Origin of the sequence: Janthinobacterium sp. 344 (assembly GCF_900112025.1) — a bacterium.
GTDB lineage: Bacteria > Pseudomonadota > Gammaproteobacteria > Burkholderiales > Burkholderiaceae_D > Janthinobacterium.
Genome location: NZ_FOKL01000009.1, coordinates 104,284 through 120,377 on the forward strand (window position 1 = coordinate 104,284; position 16,094 = coordinate 120,377).

At 65.3% G+C, this 16,094-nt stretch carries 18 protein-coding genes; 9 read left to right on the plus strand and 9 right to left on the minus strand.

Features of this window, described 5'->3' with window-relative positions; genetic code table 11:
* Nucleotides 1-2: 2 nt before the first annotated feature.
* Complete coding sequence (locus tag BM193_RS22150) at nt 3-1,727, minus strand: methyl-accepting chemotaxis protein (protein ID WP_092800923.1); 1,725 nt, start codon at nt 1,725-1,727, stop codon at nt 3-5.
* 290 nt (nt 1,728-2,017) lie between these two features.
* Here BM193_RS22150 and BM193_RS22155 point away from each other — a divergent pair, with 290 nt between their 5' ends.
* From BM193_RS22155 to BM193_RS22185, 7 genes are all read left to right on the plus strand, one after another.
* On the plus strand, nt 2,018-3,391 hold the full coding sequence (locus tag BM193_RS22155; RefSeq protein ID WP_092800920.1) for a DEAD/DEAH box helicase: 1,374 nt from the start codon (nt 2,018-2,020) through the stop codon (nt 3,389-3,391).
* A gap of 243 nt (nt 3,392-3,634) precedes the next feature.
* Complete coding sequence (otnI, locus tag BM193_RS22160) at nt 3,635-4,414, plus strand: 2-oxo-tetronate isomerase (RefSeq protein WP_092800917.1); 780 nt, start codon at nt 3,635-3,637, stop codon at nt 4,412-4,414.
* A gap of 102 nt (nt 4,415-4,516) precedes the next feature.
* Entirely contained in the window at nt 4,517-5,332 is an 816-nt protein-coding gene (locus tag BM193_RS22165) for a hypothetical protein (RefSeq protein ID WP_092800914.1), read from the plus strand.
* Nucleotides 5,290-5,751, plus strand: coding sequence for a hypothetical protein (locus BM193_RS22170; RefSeq protein WP_092800911.1), 462 nt, complete (start codon nt 5,290-5,292; stop codon nt 5,749-5,751). Before BM193_RS22165 ends, BM193_RS22170 begins: the two co-directional genes overlap by 43 nt.
* 80 nt (nt 5,752-5,831) lie before the next feature.
* A complete protein-coding gene (locus BM193_RS22175) occupies nt 5,832-6,251 on the plus strand; it encodes a VOC family protein (RefSeq protein WP_092800908.1) in 420 nt (139 codons plus the stop codon).
* 110 nt (nt 6,252-6,361) lie between these two features.
* Nucleotides 6,362-6,742, plus strand: coding sequence for a TraR/DksA family transcriptional regulator (locus BM193_RS22180; RefSeq protein WP_092800904.1), 381 nt, complete (start codon nt 6,362-6,364; stop codon nt 6,740-6,742).
* 30 nt (nt 6,743-6,772) lie between these two features.
* Nucleotides 6,773-7,177 (plus strand): hypothetical protein, encoded by a 405-nt coding sequence (locus tag BM193_RS22185; protein WP_175533386.1) that lies wholly within the window; start codon nt 6,773-6,775, stop codon nt 7,175-7,177.
* Here the strand turns inward: BM193_RS22185 and phbB are convergent.
* Nucleotides 7,102-7,872 (minus strand): acetoacetyl-CoA reductase, encoded by a 771-nt coding sequence (gene phbB / locus BM193_RS22190; protein ID WP_254786370.1) that lies wholly within the window; start codon nt 7,870-7,872, stop codon nt 7,102-7,104. The two genes, BM193_RS22185 and phbB, sit on opposite strands and share 76 nt — an antisense overlap.
* Nucleotides 7,873-8,104: 232 nt before the next feature.
* Here phbB and BM193_RS22195 point away from each other — a divergent pair, with 232 nt between their 5' ends.
* Together BM193_RS22195 and BM193_RS22200 are read left to right on the plus strand one after the other, a co-directional pair.
* Complete coding sequence (locus tag BM193_RS22195) at nt 8,105-8,425, plus strand: hypothetical protein (RefSeq protein ID WP_092800898.1); 321 nt, start codon at nt 8,105-8,107, stop codon at nt 8,423-8,425.
* An 86-nt stretch (nt 8,426-8,511) separates the two neighbouring features.
* Nucleotides 8,512-9,378: a universal stress protein gene (locus tag BM193_RS22200; RefSeq protein WP_092800896.1), complete on the plus strand. Its 867-nt coding sequence runs from the start codon at nt 8,512-8,514 to the stop codon at nt 9,376-9,378.
* A 20-nt stretch (nt 9,379-9,398) separates the two neighbouring features.
* Here the strand turns inward: BM193_RS22200 and BM193_RS22205 are convergent, their stop codons facing one another.
* The 7 genes from BM193_RS22205 to BM193_RS22235 all read right to left on the minus strand — a co-directional run bounded on the left by BM193_RS22205 (nt 9,399) and on the right by BM193_RS22235 (nt 15,919).
* Entirely contained in the window at nt 9,399-9,758 is a 360-nt protein-coding gene (locus BM193_RS22205; protein WP_092800893.1) for a hypothetical protein, read from the minus strand.
* A 186-nt stretch (nt 9,759-9,944) separates the two neighbouring features.
* Nucleotides 9,945-10,511 carry a glycine zipper domain-containing protein gene (locus tag BM193_RS22210; protein ID WP_092800890.1) on the minus strand — a complete coding sequence of 189 codons (567 nt, stop codon included), beginning with the start codon at nt 10,509-10,511 and terminating at the stop codon, nt 9,945-9,947.
* Nucleotides 10,512-10,617: 106 nt separating this feature from the next.
* The gene (locus BM193_RS22215; RefSeq protein WP_092800887.1) at nt 10,618-11,361 is read right to left on the minus strand and encodes an amino acid ABC transporter ATP-binding protein; all 744 of its coding nucleotides are present in this window, start codon (nt 11,359-11,361) and stop codon (nt 10,618-10,620) included.
* The gene (locus tag BM193_RS22220) at nt 11,358-12,050 is read right to left on the minus strand and encodes an amino acid ABC transporter permease (RefSeq protein ID WP_092800884.1); all 693 of its coding nucleotides are present in this window, start codon (nt 12,048-12,050) and stop codon (nt 11,358-11,360) included. Before BM193_RS22220 ends, BM193_RS22215 begins: the two co-directional genes overlap by 4 nt.
* The gene (locus BM193_RS22225) at nt 12,050-12,733 is read right to left on the minus strand and encodes an amino acid ABC transporter permease (RefSeq protein WP_092801179.1); all 684 of its coding nucleotides are present in this window, start codon (nt 12,731-12,733) and stop codon (nt 12,050-12,052) included. The genes BM193_RS22220 and BM193_RS22225 overlap by 1 nt, the downstream gene beginning before the upstream one ends.
* A gap of 153 nt (nt 12,734-12,886) precedes the next feature.
* A complete protein-coding gene (locus BM193_RS22230) occupies nt 12,887-13,717 on the minus strand; it encodes a transporter substrate-binding domain-containing protein (RefSeq protein WP_092800881.1) in 831 nt (276 codons plus the stop codon).
* Between the two features lie 96 nt (nt 13,718-13,813).
* Nucleotides 13,814-15,919: a serine hydrolase domain-containing protein gene (locus BM193_RS22235; RefSeq protein WP_175533387.1), complete on the minus strand. Its 2,106-nt coding sequence runs from the start codon at nt 15,917-15,919 to the stop codon at nt 13,814-13,816.
* Between the last annotated feature and the right edge of the window lie 175 nt (nt 15,920-16,094).

Genomic DNA, 16,094 nt, shown 5'->3' on the forward strand with positions numbered 1-16,094 from the left:
GATCAGAATTCTTCCCACTCATCCTCTCCCGAGCGCTGTTTGCCGGCGGGCATGTGCGGCGCGTGGCGGGCCACCGCCTTCACCGGCAGCCGGGCGGGGACGCGCGCCACCCTGGCCGGCGCAGCACGGGGCACGGCGGAGCGCGGTACCGGCGGCAAGGTGGCGGCGGCCGCCTGCGTCGTCTTGAAGACGGCCACCGCATCGGCCAGGCGCGCCGCCTGTTCCTGCAGGGATTCCGCCGCGGCGGCGGCCTCCTCCACCAGCGACGCATTCTGCTGCGTCACCTGGTCCATCTGGCTGATGGCCTGGTTGACTTGCTCGATGCCGGCCCGCTGCTCGTCGCTGGCGGCCGAGATGTGCCCGACGATGCCGCTGACCTTGTGCACGCTGTCGACGATCTCGTGCATCGTGTGGCCCGCCTCGTCGACCAGGCGCGCGCCGCTTTCCACCTGCGCCACGGAATCGTTGATGAGGGCCTTGATTTCCTTCGCCGCGCCGGCGGAGCGCTGGGCCAGGTTGCGCACTTCCGTCGCCACGACGGCAAAGCCGCGCCCCTGCTCGCCCGCCCTGGCCGCTTCCACGGCCGCGTTGAGGGCCAGGATATTCGTCTGGAAGGCGATGCCGTCGATGACGCCGATGATGTCGACGATCTTGCGCGAGGAATCATTGATCGAGCCCATGGTGGCCACCACTTGCGCCACCACGGCGCCGCCCTTGCCCGCCACCGTCGATGCCGTGGCCGCCAAGCCGTTGGCCTGGTGGGCGTTCTGCGCATTCTGCTGCACCGTGCCCGTCAGTTCTTCCATCGACGACGCCGTCTCTTCCAGCGAACTGGCCTGCTGTTCCGTGCGCGCCGACAAGTCCAGGTTGCCCGAGGCGATCTGGCGCGAGGCCGTGGCGATGGTCTGCGTGCCGCTGCGCACCTCGCTGACGATGCGCAGCAGGCTGGCCGTCATATCCTGCAAAGCCTGCATCAGCTCGCCCGTCTCGTCGCGCGAGCGCACCTCCACGCGCACCGTCAAGTCGCCTTGCGCCACTTGCCGGGCCACGGCGATGGCCGAGCGCAGGGGTCCGCTGATATTGCTGGCCAGCCACATCGCCACCAGGGCGGCCAGCACCAACGTGGCCAGCCCGCCACCGAGCAAGACCCAGCGCGTCTGCGTCTGCAGGCTGGCCACGGCGTGCGAACGCTGCGCCAGCAGTGCCGACTCCGCCTGTTCGATGTCGTTCAGCAGCGCGCGCATGGCATCCATGCCCTGTTTGCCGCGCCCCTGCTTTTCCAGCGCCAGCACGGGTTCGATGGGGGCCGTGCCCTGGGCCACGGCGCGCCGCATGGCGATCACGGGGTCGAGCGCGCCCGCTTGCCAGGCTTGCGCGGCGGCCTCGAGTTTCGCCAGGCGCTCCTGCTGGGCCGGATTGTCGGCGGTCAGCGCGCGCGCCTTGTCGAGGTGCTGGCGCAACGCCGCCTTGCCACCCGAGTAGGGTTCCAGCGCGGCGTCGAGCCCCGTGATCACATAGCCGCGCTGCCCTGTTTCCATATTGATCAGGCTTTCCAGGATGGCGTCATTTTGCAGCAGCACCTGATAGGTATGGGTATTGATGGCGCTGGCGTCGCCCAGTTTTGAAAAATTCACGGTGGCGACTACGACCAGGACGGCCAGCAGCAGGACGATGATGCCGAAACCGCCATACAGGCGGCTGGCGATGCGAAGGTCGGCAATGCGCATGGTATTCCTCCAGGAACAAGAACCCCGGCAGCGCGGCGATCCCCCGCGCGAGGGGTGCAGGCGGCAATTCTACCCAGAATTGCCAGCGCGCAGCGCGCCTTTGCGGCATTTTTCTTTACTTGCGACATTGCAAACTTGAAACAAAGCAGGCGCTTTTTTGCCAGGCTGTTATACTTCGCGTGTGCGGCACATATGACCAGTCCCCTTGCCGCTGTCTTTCGACCCCTAATCTGATTGCCTGCGACTGGCGCCCCACGATGGCGACAGGCCGATCTCACAATAAAGTTACCATGTCCTTTTCCTCCCTCGGATTGTCCGACGCTATCGTCCGTGCCGTTACCGAACACGGCTACACCGTGCCGACCCCGATCCAGTCGCAGGCGATTCCCGCCGTGCTCGCTGGCGGCGACTTGCTGGCCGGCGCACAAACCGGTACCGGCAAGACGGCCGGCTTTACCCTGCCCGTGCTGCACCGCCTGTCCACCGACGCGAACGGCGCGGCCATCACCAGCAACACCTCGACGCGCCCGATCCGCGCCCTGATCCTGGCACCGACGCGCGAACTCGCCGCGCAGGTCGAGGAAAGCGTGCGCGCCTACAGCAAGTACACCAAATTGAACTCCGCCGTGATCTTCGGCGGCGTCGGCATCAACCCGCAAATCAAGCAGCTGAAACATGGCGTCGACATCCTCGTCGCCACGCCGGGCCGTTTGCTGGACCACATGGGCCAGGGCACGGTTGACCTGTCGAAAGTGGAAATCCTGATCCTCGACGAAGCCGACCGCATGCTCGACATGGGTTTTATCCGCGACATCAAGAAAGTGCTGGCCGTGCTGCCGCCGAAACGCCAGAACCTGCTGTTCTCGGCCACCTTCTCGGAAGAGATCAAGGCCCTGGCCGACGGCTTGCTGAACAAGCCGGCCATGATCGAAGTGGCGCGCCGCAACTCGACCGTGGAAGTGATCAAGCAAAAGATCCATCCCGTCGACCGCGACAAGAAGCACCCGATGCTGTCCTACCTGATCAAGTCGAACAACTGGACGCAAGTGCTGGTGTTTACGCGCACCAAGCATGGCGCCAATAAACTGGTCGAGCAGCTGGGCGCGGACGGCATCGGCGCCCTGGCCATCCACGGCAACAAGAGCCAGTCGGCGCGCACGCGCGCCCTGTCGGAATTCAAGGACGGCACGCTGCAAGTGCTGGTCGCCACCGACATCGCCGCGCGCGGTATCGACATCGACCAGTTGCCGCACGTCGTCAACTACGACTTGCCGAACATTCCGGAAGATTATGTGCACCGTATCGGCCGCACGGGCCGTGCCGGCGCCAAGGGCGAAGCCGTGTCGCTGGTCTGCGTGGATGAGCACGAAATGTTGAAAGACATCGAAAAGCTCATCAAGCAAACCCTGCCGCGTGAAGTGATCCCCGGCTTCGAACCGGACCTGAACGCCCGCGCCCAGCCTGTGCAATTGCGCAGCGGCACCGGCGGCCACCGCAACAACAGCCGCGCGCCAGCCGGCGCCGTGGTGCGCGTGAAAACGGGTGGCGGCGGCGCCAAGCCGCGCAGCGCCGGCCCATCGGGCGGCGGTGGCGGCGGCGGCAACCGTTCCGGCAATGCGCCGCGTTCGGCCGCGAACCACCGCTCCGGCGGCCGCGGCCGCTAAAACGCGGCCTGAAAGCTACTGCGCGGGGCGCTATCGATTCTCCGTTGCGCGCCGTACTTGAGTACGGCTGTGCTACCCGAACCGATATCACTCCCGCTCGCGACGCTTTCAGGCCCCGTTTGTCTTTCTCGAAAAGACGACAAAAACCGTTCCAGGACTCGCTTCTGGAACGGTTTTTTCATGCACGCCACCTTTTGCCGATTTGGGCTAGGATAGCGCCATCTTCCTCACCTGCGTGCCGCCATGCCGAACTTCGCCGCCAATCTCAGCATGATGTTTACCGAACTGCCCTTCCTGGACCGCTTTGCCGCCGCCAGGGAAGCGGGCTTCGATGCCGTCGAGTTTCTGTTTCCGTATGCCGTCGAGGCGCGCCAGATCGCCATGCGGCTGGAACGCCACCATCTGCAGCTGGCCGTGTTCAACCTGCCGCCCGGCGACTGGGAGCACGGCGAACGGGGCATCGCCTGCGATCCGCGCCGGGGCGAGGAGTTCCGCACGAATGTGCAGCTGGCGCTGAACTACGCGCTGGCACTGGGAGCGAAGCAGCTGCACTGCATGTCCGGCATCGTGCCAGCTGGCATGAGCCTGGAACGGGCCCGGCAAAGCCTGATCGGCAACCTGCAATTTGCCGCCGACGCCTGCCGGCCGCATGGCATCAACGTGTTGATCGAGCCGATCAACCATTACGACATGCCCGGTTACTTTCTCAACCATAGCCGGCAGGCGGCCGACATCATCGCCGACTGCCAGCGCGGCAATATCTTCCTGCAATACGACGTTTATCACATGCAGCGCATGGAAGGCGAGCTGAGCAACACCATCCGCGCCCTGCTGCCCCTGATCCGCCACATCCAGATCGCCGACACGCCGGGCCGCCACGAGCCGGGCACGGGCGAGATCAACTATCGCCATGTTTTCAGGCTGCTCGACCAGGTCGGCTACACGGGCTGGGTCGGCTGCGAGTACCGCCCCAGCGGCGACACCGTCGCCGGCCTGGGCTGGCGCGAACAGTTAAGCGGCTGACGACGGGCTGATCGCACGGCGCTTGCGCCCGCACAAGGCAGGCCGGGCAGGCCGGAACCACAATACCTTTCCGTACAGTATTCCAATGTAGCGCGAGGTGACGTGTCTTCCCTATTTTCCCGTTATGGCGCCATCGTTTGCCTGCTGCTGGCCGGCTGCGCCAGCCCGCGCACGGAGCTGGCGCAAGTGCGCGCCCTGGCCGCCGGCGGCGACGCCTTGAGCGCCTTTGGCGAACTGTCGCAGCGCCACGTCGACAGCTACCAGCGCAGCCGCCCCTACCTTTCAGCCGCGCAAGATGCGCGCGAACGCCTGCTCGACGCCCAGCGCCGCGCGGCGCAGGCGGATGTGGCGCGCCTGGCGCAGGCCGTGCGGCTATACCTGCAAGCGCTGGGCCGCCTGGCCAGTACCGATGCGTATGATTTCCAACCCGAACTGGCCAGCGCCGGCGCCGCCATCCGCGCCTGGCCCGGCAGCGGCATCGACGACCGCCATGTCAGCGCATATGCCCTGTTGTTGCAGCAACTATCGCGCCTCGGCGGCGCGGCCAGCCAGCAGGCGCGCCTGGCGCAATTGCTGCGCGATGGCGACGCCCCGCTGCAAGCGCTGCTGGCCGCGCTGGACAATTTGCTGATGCTGTATGACAAGAGTGGCGACAACGAACGCGACGTCGTGCTGGGACTGCTGGAAATGGACATCGCCTATGCCGACACGCCGCCGCAGCGCCTGTTGCTGGTGCTGGCGAAAAGCCTGCAACAAAGCAAAAGTGAAGAGTACCGGCTGGCTGGCTTGCGCCACACCCTGGCGCGCCGGCAACTGGCGGCGCTGGGGCGCGAACATGCGCGCCTGGCGGCCGCCCTCACCACCACGGAGGCACCATGGACGGATCACCTGGCAGCGAACGCCGCGAAGCGGCCCTGAGCAGCGCCATGCGCGTGGAACAGCTGGCCGACAGCCTGTCGCAGGCGGCCGTCACCCTGCATGGCGCCGTCATGCGCGCCATCCGCCGACGCGCCAGCCAGGGAGACAATGGCATCAGCCATAGCCAGGCACAAGCCGTGTTCGCGCTGGAAGTCGCCTTGCGCCAGCAAGCCAACCAGCTGTATGCCGATGCCGCCGGACACACCGTCGCCGGCCTGGACACGGCGCAGCGCCAGCTCAGCGGCCTGCTCGACACGGTACGCCTGAGCATCGCCCGCAACGATGACGTGCGGCACTGGATCAGCCTTGCCACGAGCTTGTTGCACATGGGTAGTGCCGTACTCGCCGGCAATCCCGAACGCATCCTCAGCACCGTGGGCAAGGTGCGTGAGCGGCTGCAAGAGATGGCGTCGGACTGATTGAATTCGGCCATCCAGCGCCTATACTGGGACGTCCCCGCATGACAATCACGCCGGCGGGGCGACCAGAGGAGACCAATATGCGTATCGAACCGTATTTGCAATTCGATGGAAACTGCGCACAAGCGCTGGAATACTACCGCCAGCACCTGCACGGCACAGACCTGTGCCTGATGCCGTTTCGCGGCTCGCCGGGCCAGGAGCAAGTCAAGGAAGACTGGTACGACAAGATCATGCACGGCTCCGTGCAACTGGGGCCCACGATGCTGATGGGCTCGGACGGCGGCTGCCCCGGCGATGCCGCCAAGGGCATGAGCGGCTGCTCCGTCTGCCTGACCCTCGACACGCCGGCAGACGCGGAACAGGCCTTCGACGCGCTGGCGCGCGACGGCACTATCCAGATGCCATTGCAGGAGACCTTCTGGGCCAAGCGCTTCGGCATGCTGAAAGACCAGTTCGGCGTCGCCTGGATGGTCAACTGCCTGAAAGAGCCAGCATAGAATGGCCCCTGACCGCCTGCGCCGCCTCAAACGCGGCGCGGGTAGTAGCGCAAGCAGACGTGGCGATCTTGGACTACCATATCAGGAGAGACTCCTACCGGATGACAGCCATGAATGGATTGCCGCAAGATCAGCTGCTGCGCCTGCAAGGCGTGCTGGAACAGCGCAAGCAGGCGCTGCTGGAACAAATCGACGGCGAGATGGCCGAAGCGGGGGCGCGCGCCTCGCTGCTCAATGAGATCGAAGCGTCGCCAGCCGACAATGCCAGCGTGCGCACCTTGAATGCCCTCGTCAGCGAGGCGGCCGAACACAATCTGGCGCAGCTGGCCATCATCAAGCAGGCGCTGGCCAAGATAGCCGACGGCAGTTACGGCCTGTGCGACAACTGCGGCGAAGCCATCGGCCTGTCGCGCCTGAACGCGCGTCCCGAAGCGCGGCTGTGCATCGATTGCCAGACGCAGCTGGAAAAGGCCCGGCGCGGCGTGGCGTGACACGCAAGTCTTGACGCGCATGCAACAAGCATGAAACAACAAAGGGCAGAGCATCGCTGCCCTGCCCCCCCTGCTTTTGCGATCTCCTTTGCTGCTTTTGCCATCTTCTTTGCTGCTTTTGCCATCTCCTTTGCTGCTTTTGCCATCTTCTTTGCTGCCTGTGCCATCTTCTTTGCTGCCTTTGCCATCTTCTTTGCTGCCTGTGCCATCTTCTTTGCTGCCTGTGCCATCGCCTTTGCTGCTGCACCGCAGTACCCCCGTGCCGCTATCCGCCGCCCGCCGGCATCGTGCGTGCCGGCTGGGCAGGCGGGTCTCCTCCACTGCCATTGCCCTGTTTCAATCTCACGAGTGAGACGCGATCAACTCATGTGCTGCCCGCCGTTGATGGCGATGTTCGCGCCCGTCACGAACGCGGCTTCATCCGACGCCAGGTAGGCCACCAGCGCCGCCACCTCGTCCGGCTCGCCCAGGCGGCCCAGCGGAATCTGCGGCAGGATCTTGCCCGCCATGATGTCAGCGGGCACATCCATCACCATCTGCGTGCGCAGATAGCCGGGCGAAACCGTGTTGACGGTGATGCCGTGGCGCGCCACCTCCAGCGCCAGCGCCTTGCTGAAGCCATGCACGCCCGCTTTCGCCGCAGCATAATTGCACTGGCCAAACGCACCCTTCTGGCCATTCACGGACGAGATATTGATGATGCGGCCCCATTTTTTTTGCAGCATGGGTTCCAGCACCTGCTTGCTCATGTTGAACAGGCTGTCGAGATTGGTGCGCATGACCTCGGACCAGTGCGGCAATTCCATCTTGCGCATGCTCTGGTCGCGCGTGATGCCGGCGTTGTTCACCAGGACGTCGACGCTGCCGAACTGCGTCAGCACGCGGCCCACGGCCACGCTGCAGGCGGCGAAATCGGTCACGTCGAGCGACAGCGGATGAAAATAATAATCTTGCGCATGCTGTTCATCGAGCCAGTTTTCCACGCGCGGGTTGCCCGGCGTATGCGCCGCCACGACCGTGAAACCGGCCGCATGCAGGCGGCGGCACAAAGCCGTGCCCAGCCCGCCCATGCCGCCCGTGACGAGGGCCACTCGTTTTCCAGCCATGCTTGCTTCGCTTGCTTCAGCCATGCTTGTCTCTCCCCGCTTGTTATGGTTGTTCTGCGTGGAATCAAGTGTAGGGGGCACTTTTGCAGGCGACATTGCGCCAGATCAAAGGCTCAGCCTGCGTGAGGCAAGCATCGTCTGCGCCAGGTCCACGCAAGAAAAATTATCAAAAGCATACTCATCCGTGAGGTGATGGCACCTCGGCATTGACGTCACGCAAACCTTGCTTGACGGCTTGAACCACAGGGAGAATGCGATGGAAATCCAGGACGATACAGAAGCATTGCGGGACTTGTTCAACGAGATCAATCCCGGCATGAGCGACGTGGAATCGCTGCATCAGGCGGAACTCGATCCGCATCATGCGCTGGCGCTGATGGCCAACCCGAAGGCGGCGCTGAAGGCCATGGGCATCCCCGTCAGCGACGCCTCGCAAGTGCAGGTGACCATGAAGAACCGCGCCGACCGCGCCATGCAGGAGGTGGCGCAGCGGGCGGCGCAATTGCGGCGCATTATCATTATCGTGATTCATTACCGCAATTGCGACGCCGACATCATCATCATCGGCATGAGCTGACACGCCAGGCGCCGGCCGCAGTCGTGCGCGGCCGGCACGCTGGACTGTGCCAGAATAAGCCTCACTCCACAGCGAGAGGCTATGCCATGACCTATAAAACCGTGCTGCTGCACATAGACGACAGCGCCAGCCGCGGCGCACGCATCGATGCGGCCGCCAGCATCGCCCAGGCCTGCGGCGGCCACCTGACGGGCGTGGCCCTGACGGGCGTGTCGCGCCTGCTGTACCAGCACCAGCCCGACCTCGATGCGGACCCGAACCTGGCGCTGCACCTCAATTTCCTGCGCGAACGGGCCGCGCGCGCCCTCGACGGTTTCGAGCAGCAAGTGCGCGCGGCCGGCGTCGCCTCGTTCGAGCAGCGCGTCGTCGACGACGAGGCGGCGGGCGGCATGAGTTTGCTGGCCCGCTATGCGGACCTGGTGGTCATCAGCCAATACAATGCCAAGGACAAATCGCCGTCCGTGATGCGCGATTTCCCGGCCTACGTGCTGCTGCATTCGGGGCGGCCCGTGCTGATCGTGCCGTATGCGCCGCCGCTGCCCCTGCTGGCGCCGCCGGCGGCCGCGCGCAACGTGCTCATTTCCTGGAATGCCAGCAAGGAAGCGAGCCGCGCCGTCAGCGCCGCCCTGCCCCTGCTGCAACGTGCGGAACACGTCCACGTGGCCATCTTCGATGCCACGGTGCATGCGGCAGAACATGGTGAACAGCCGGGCGCGGAACTGCTGGCATACCTGGCGCGCCACGGCGTGCAGGCGCGCGTGCATCTGCTCGACGGCGGCGGCGTGCGGCGCGGCGATATCGGCGAGGCGCTGCTGTCGCAGGCGGCCGACCTGTCGGCCGATTTGCTGGTGATGGGGGCGTACGGCCATTCGCGCCTGCGCGAAACCATCCTCGGCGGCGTCACGCGGACGATACTACAGAGCATGACGATTCCCGTGCTGATGGCGCACTGAACCGTCGTGAGGTGGCGGGCTTAGCCGCCCTGCCAAGGCTGGCTGCGGATCTTCGCCACCTGGCGCTGCGCCAGCCATTGCCACAGCTGCAGCGCATCGTCCTGCGGCAGGGCCGACATGCGGCGCGGACTGGCCAGGGCGATTTCGCAATCGCGGTCCGACCATTCCTCGAAAGTGACTTCGCCTCCGCTAGCGACTTCCACCTGATACATCAAGCCATCGTCGTAACCAAAACGCAACAGGACGGCGGCCGGGCTGCCATCCGGCGCGACGGCGCTGCCCCGGTACACCTCGGCCAGCGCCTCGGCCAGCTGCGATGGCGAAGGGGCGCAGATGTCGCGCCCGTCGGCCCGTGTCAGAATGAACCATGCCTGTGTCATGACGCGCCCTCCTATCCATACTCGTTAGCATGCGAGGCAAGTAGTACGGGCAGTCACCTTGGTCCAGTCGTGCATGGGGCGCGAGGAACTATCCCTGTCGGCATTGATTACCAATACTAACAAGAATAATACCTAAATTTCGTGCAGCGCGGCATTTATGCCTTTGTGCGAGTGGCGGCGGCGAACTCAGGCCACCAGCACGGGGATGCTGAGCGGGTCGAAGTCGTGCCAGTCGCCATTCGCGATCGTCCCTTCCGCCTCCTCGATATGCTCGGCGCCCAGGCGGTGCAGCGCGTCGAGCGCCCGCTCGCGTTCGTCCAGCCCGCCCAGCGCCACGGCGATCAGCATGCCCGGATGGCGCGGCTGGCGGCGATTTTCGCCCCTTCCATCGCCGTTGTCTTCCGGCTCGCCCGCTTCCTTCATCTTATTGAAACTGTAGAGCGAACCCACGTGGGCGCCCACCAGCGCGCCGACCACCGGGCCCAGCGGTCCTGTCGCCAAGGTCGTGGCCGCGCCGATACCGGCCCCCACGGCGGCGCCCACGGCCACGCCCTCCGCCACGCCCTCGGGCGTTTCCTTGGCCCCCGGCGACATGTCGCGGTCGCCACCGAGCGCGTGCAAGTCATGCTGCCCGGGCTGGTTCACGAAAAAGGCGCTGATGCGGCTGTCGGGAAACCCCGCCTGGTTCAGCGCGGCGCGCGCGGCGTCGATTTGCTCCTGCAACTGAAAATGACCTGCAATGATGCGTGACATGATCTGCCCTCCTGGTCGGCTGCTGGCGCACCGCGCGCCACTGAGCGACAGCGTGCGCCCGCCGGCGCCGGCGCACCGTTCGCTTACGCACACAGTCCAAAAATCCTCAGGCCGGCACTCCGAACGGGCTGCGGATGTCGGCCAGGAATTGCTGCGCGCGCGCATGCCGGGGCCGCGTGAAAAAGTCGGCTGGCGTGGCCCGCTCCAGCACCTGTCCATGGTCCATGAACCAGACGCGGTCGGCCACTTCGCGCGCAAAACCCATCTCGTGCGTCACGCACACCATCGTCATGCCGCCCTGCGCCAGGTCGCGCATCACTTGCAGCACCTCGCCCACCATTTCCGGGTCCAGCGCGCTGGTCGGTTCGTCGAACAGCATCAGCGGCGGCTGCATGGCCAGCGCGCGGGCGATGGCCACGCGCTGCTGCTGCCCGCCGGACAAGGCCGCCGGCATGGCGCGCGCCTTGTGCGCCAGGCCCACCCTTTCCAGCAGGGCCAGCGCCCGCTCTTGCGCCTCGCGCCGGCTGAGGCCGCGCAGGCGCTGCGGCGCCAGCGCGCAATTGTCCAGCACGGACAAATGGGGAAACAGGTTGAATTGCTGGAAGACAAAGCCGATGTGCGAGCGGAACGCATTCACGTCGCGTCCCGGCGCGTGAATATCCTGGCCCGCCACCGTGATGCGGCCCGCGGCGATCGGCTCCAGGCGGTTGATGGTGCGGATCAGGGTCGACTTGCCGGAGCCGGACGGGCCGCACACCACCAGCACCTCGCCCTTGGCCACATGCTCATCGATGCCGTTCAGGGCGTGATAGTCGCCATAGTATTTGTGGACGTTGTCAAAGGTGATCATGCAGCCGCTTTCAAGAGTCGGGCCTGGCGCCGCTCGAGCCAGAAGGCGGCGCGCGACAGGCTGAAACACAGGACAAAATAGGTCATGCCCAGCAGGAAATACACCTGCACGGGTTTCGTCAGCACCAGGCCATTGATTTGCGAGGCGATGAACGACACCTCGGCCAGGCCGATGATGGTGCCGAGCGAGGTTTCCTTGATGGTCGAGACGAACTGGTTGACGAGGGATGGCAGCATGTGGCGCAGCGCCTGCGGCAGCACCACCGCGCGCATGCTCTCCAGATAACCGAGCCCCAGCGAACGGGCCGCTTCCACCTGCCCCCGTGGCACGGCTTGCACGCCGGCACGCACGATCTCGGCCAGATAAATGCCGTCGAAAAGCACGAGAGCCGCCAGCATGGTGCCGAACTGCCCGCCTTCATGCCCGGTGATACCGGGCAGGAAGAAATACGCCCAGAAGATGACGAGCAACAAGGGGATGCCGCGCACCACGTGGATCAGCGCCGCGACGGGCCAGCGCAGCGCGCGCCACGGGCTGAGCCGGGCCAGGCCCAGCAGCAGCCCCAGCGGCAGGCTCAGCACCAGCGCCAGGCCGGCCAATAGCACCGTCAGCGCCAGGCCGCCCAGCGGTCCCTGCGGGTAGCGGCCCACCAGGAAGTAGAGCCAGTAATCGTGGATCAGGTCCAGCATCAGGCCACCTTTTTTTGCAGCAAGGCCGCCAGGCCGGACAGGGCCAGCGAGACGGCCAGGTAGGCCACGCTGGCAAAGACGAAGGCGTCCACGCTGCGGAACGAGGCCGCTTCCACGCGCTGCGTCTGGTACATCAGCTCGGCCACGCCGATGACGGTGGCGATGCTGGTGTTTTGCCACAGGGCCAGGGTTTGCGACAGCAGCGGCGGCGCGGCCAGGCGCAGCGCCTGTGGCAAGATGCACAATCGCATGGTGGCGAGAAAGCTGAAACCGAGCGCCCGGCCCGCCTCAAATTGCTGGGCGGGAATGGCGCGGATGCCGCTGCGGATATCCTCCGCCATGTAGGCGGCCGTATATAAGGTCAGGGCCGTGATGGCGCTGGCGGCCTCGATATTGCCGGCATACAAACGTTCCTTCCACGCATCGGGCAGCAGTTCGGGCGCGCCGAAATACCAGAACAGGAAATGCGCCAGCAGGGGCACGTTACGGATCAGCTCGACATACGCGGCGCCCAGCGCATTCAGCAGCCGCGACGGCGCCAGCCGCAGCATCGCCACGCCGCAGGCCAGCGGCAGGGAGAGCAGCAAGGTGATGCCCATCAGTTGCAGGGACAGCAGCAAGCCCGACAGCAGCCAGTCGCGGTAGTCGCCGGACAGCAGAAAGTTCAGATCAAATTGGAGCATGATGGTGAAATACATTGACGCCGAAGAAAACCGTGGCGAGCGGCGGCGATGCGTGGCCGAGAAGCGCCACCGCGCCGCCCCACGGGGGCGCCCAGCCCGTGAGCATCGCCGGCCGCAACGCCCATCCGCTCGCTACGGTTTGGTTAGGCGTTGTTAGGCGTCAATCTTGTCCGATTCGATCTTGAAGGTGCGTTTTTGAAACTTCACATTGCTCGTCGGGCCATACCATTTGAAGAACAGCTGCTCCGCCTCGCCCGATTTTTCCAGGCCGCGCAGCACATTGTCGACGGCCGCCTTGAAGCCCTTCTCGCCCTTGCGGATGCCGAATGCGAAGACTTCCTGGCTGATGTTTTGCGGCAGGACGATGTAATCCTTTTGCGCGGCGCCCAGCTTGGCGTAATTGTTCAGCAGCGACACTTCATCATCGACATAGCCGATGCCCTTGCCTTGCTGCAGGCCGAGATAAGCCTGGCCCGCCGTCTCGAACGTCACCACGTCCACGCCGGGCACGGCCTTGCGGATATTCGGCTCCTGCGTGCCGCCCTTGACGGTCAGCACTTTCTTGCCGGCCAGGCCCGCGACGCTGGTGATTTGGCTGCTCTTTTTCACCAGCACGCGCTGGCCCGTGTAAAACGTCGACAAGGAAAAGTCGACCAGCGCTTCGCGTTCCTTGTTATGCGTCAGGGAGGCCGTGAGGATGTCCACGCGGCCCTGTTGCAATTCGGGAATGCGGGCCGCCACGGCCAGCTGTTTCACGACGGCCTTGACGCCCAGGCTCCTGGCGATGGCGCGGCACAGGTCCACTTCATAGCCGACCAGCTCGCGCGACCTGGCGTCGATAAAACTGTTCGGTTCGTCCGTGCCCAGGGTGCCGCAGACCAGCTCGCCCTTCGCCTTGATGCCGGCCAGCTGGTCGGCTTGCGCCACCGGCGTCAACGCCACAGTGGTAAAAAGAAGGGCGGCGAACGGAAGACGGGTCTGCATGGGATTCCTCGGATGGCGTAAATGATGCCGCCATTAGACCGCAGCGGCCTTATTTCCAAAAAGGAATCTTTTCACCCTTGCTTATGAGCAAATCATCTAAGGGGCAAGCGCCTTCGCTTCCCCTTCGAGGCGCCGTATCGCCGCCTTCGCGCCGCCCGCGCCCGGATAGCCGGGGTCGAGCAGCAACGCTTGCCTGTAAGCCGCCGCCGCCTGGTCGCGCAAGCCTTGTGCCGCATACAATTCGGCCAGGCTATCTTGCAGGTTCGCATCGCGCGGATGCAGCTGGACGGCGGCCTGCAGCACGGCCGTGCCCTGTGCGATGGCGCCGCTGCCTTGCAGACGGTAGGCTTCCTCGTTCAGCGCCGCCGGACTGGCGGCGCCTGGCGGATGGCGCAGCAGTGCCATCCGCAGCGCGGCGATGGCCGGTTCGGTATTGCCGGCACGCAGCAAGGTCAAGCCCTGCAGCGCGTAGGCGCGGTCGCTGAGCGGATACAGCGCCACGGCCAGGCGGCTGGCCGCCAGCGCTGCGTCCATTTCGCCACGCGCGGCCTGGCTTTGCGCCAGGTCCTGCAGCTCAGAGACGAAATCGGGATAGGCGAGCTGGCCATGGAAGGCGGTGCGCAGCTTGCCGTCCAGATCGAGAATGGAAGGCGCGGTCGCCGGCCAGGCGACGGCGGCCGTGCGGTCCCAGCTGCCCGCCAGGGCGATGATCGCCTGCTCGAAAGCAGGGTCGAAACGCGGCAGGTGGCCAGCCCTCACCCCTTGCGATAGCAGGATATAGTCGCGCGCAAACGCCAGCGCGCCGCCATGCGCGTATCGGTCCAGGCTGACACCGGACTGGCGCAGTTGTTCCGCCATGCTGGCGCCGGCCGCCAGGAACACGCGGCCACCTGCGGGATGGCGCGCCGCCTCGATGAAGGGACGCGCGGCCGCCGCAGCCGGCACCAGCGCGTGCCGGTTGATTTGCGCAAAGGCTTCGCGCGTGGCGGCCGCATCCGCATACGCTTCAGGCGTACGCTCGGCATATGCCCGGCCCTCCTCGAACAGGCCTTGCGCCACCTGATAAGCGCGCTGCGCGCCGGCATCGGCGATATACGTTTTCAGCCGCCACGGCTCGCCCGTGACGACCTCGAACAGGCGCTGCGCCACCGCCTCCGTATTGGCGCGCTCGAGATTGGCGGCGACGGCAATGGTGAGCTTGCGCGAGGGAAAGCTGAACAGGTAAGTCACCGTTTCCGGCTGCTGGCCGCTATGGGCGATGGCATAGCGCCCGCCAGTCGGCAGGATTTCCCAGCCCATGCCGTAGTCCGTCAAACGGCCCGCGCGCGTGGCCATCGGCTGCACCATGGCCGCCACGCTGGTCGCCGAGAGGATCTTGCCATCATGGATGCCCTTGCCGAAAGCCAGCATGTCGGGCACGCTGGCACGCGTGCCTCCGGCCGAAAAGCGGCTGCTGATATCGACAAATTCCGAATTCCTCAGCTCCTGGCCGTCCAGCCGGTAGCCACGCACGCGATGGGCGATCACGGCGTCCGGGTCGTCCATGCGGGTGGCCGCCATGCCCAGCGGTCCCCACACGTGGCGCCGCATGTAGCCGCCATAGCTTTCTCCCGAGACGCCTTCGATGACGGCGCCCAGCAGGTTGTAGCCATAGCTCGTATAACGGAAGCGCGTGCCTGGTTCGGCGATCAGCTCGAACTGTTCGAAAACGGCGAGGGATTGACGCGTGGTCTTGTGTTCCTTGAAATGCTGCTCTGTGCGGTTATCGCGGTAAGCATCAATGCCGCCCAGGTGGCCCAGCAACTGGCGCACCGTCACGGGAAACGCTTTCACGGGGAAATACGCCACATAGCTTTGCACGGGCGCATCGAGGTCGACCTTGCCCTGCTCCAGCAGTTGCAGGATGGCCACCGCCGTCATGGGCTTGGTGACGGACGCCAGGCGATAGCTGGACCGCGCAGTCGCCGGCACGCGGTTTTCCAGGTCCGCGTAACCATAGCCTTTTACCCATTCCACCTCGCCTTGGGCAAACCCCACGGTCATGCCAGGGATGCGTTCCGCCGTCATGCGCTGGGCCACCCAGCCATCGAAATCAGCCAGGCGCGCAGCCAGGGGGGAGGCGGGGGCAGAGGCGGCTTGCGCCACGCCACACAGGAGCGCCAGTGCGCCGGCGAAACATGGATATTTGCTGCTTTGTATCATCTTCATCCCTGGTTGAGGCCGCGTCTGGCGCGCGGCGCTGGCCAATATTACGGGGATTTCACGCGCCACTGGCGGCGCATGCACGAAATGCACTTGCTTGGCATGAATTGCACCGGCAGCCACAAAAGTGTTGCAAAAGAGTAGACAAAGAGTGCCGCGCAAGCAGCTACAATGC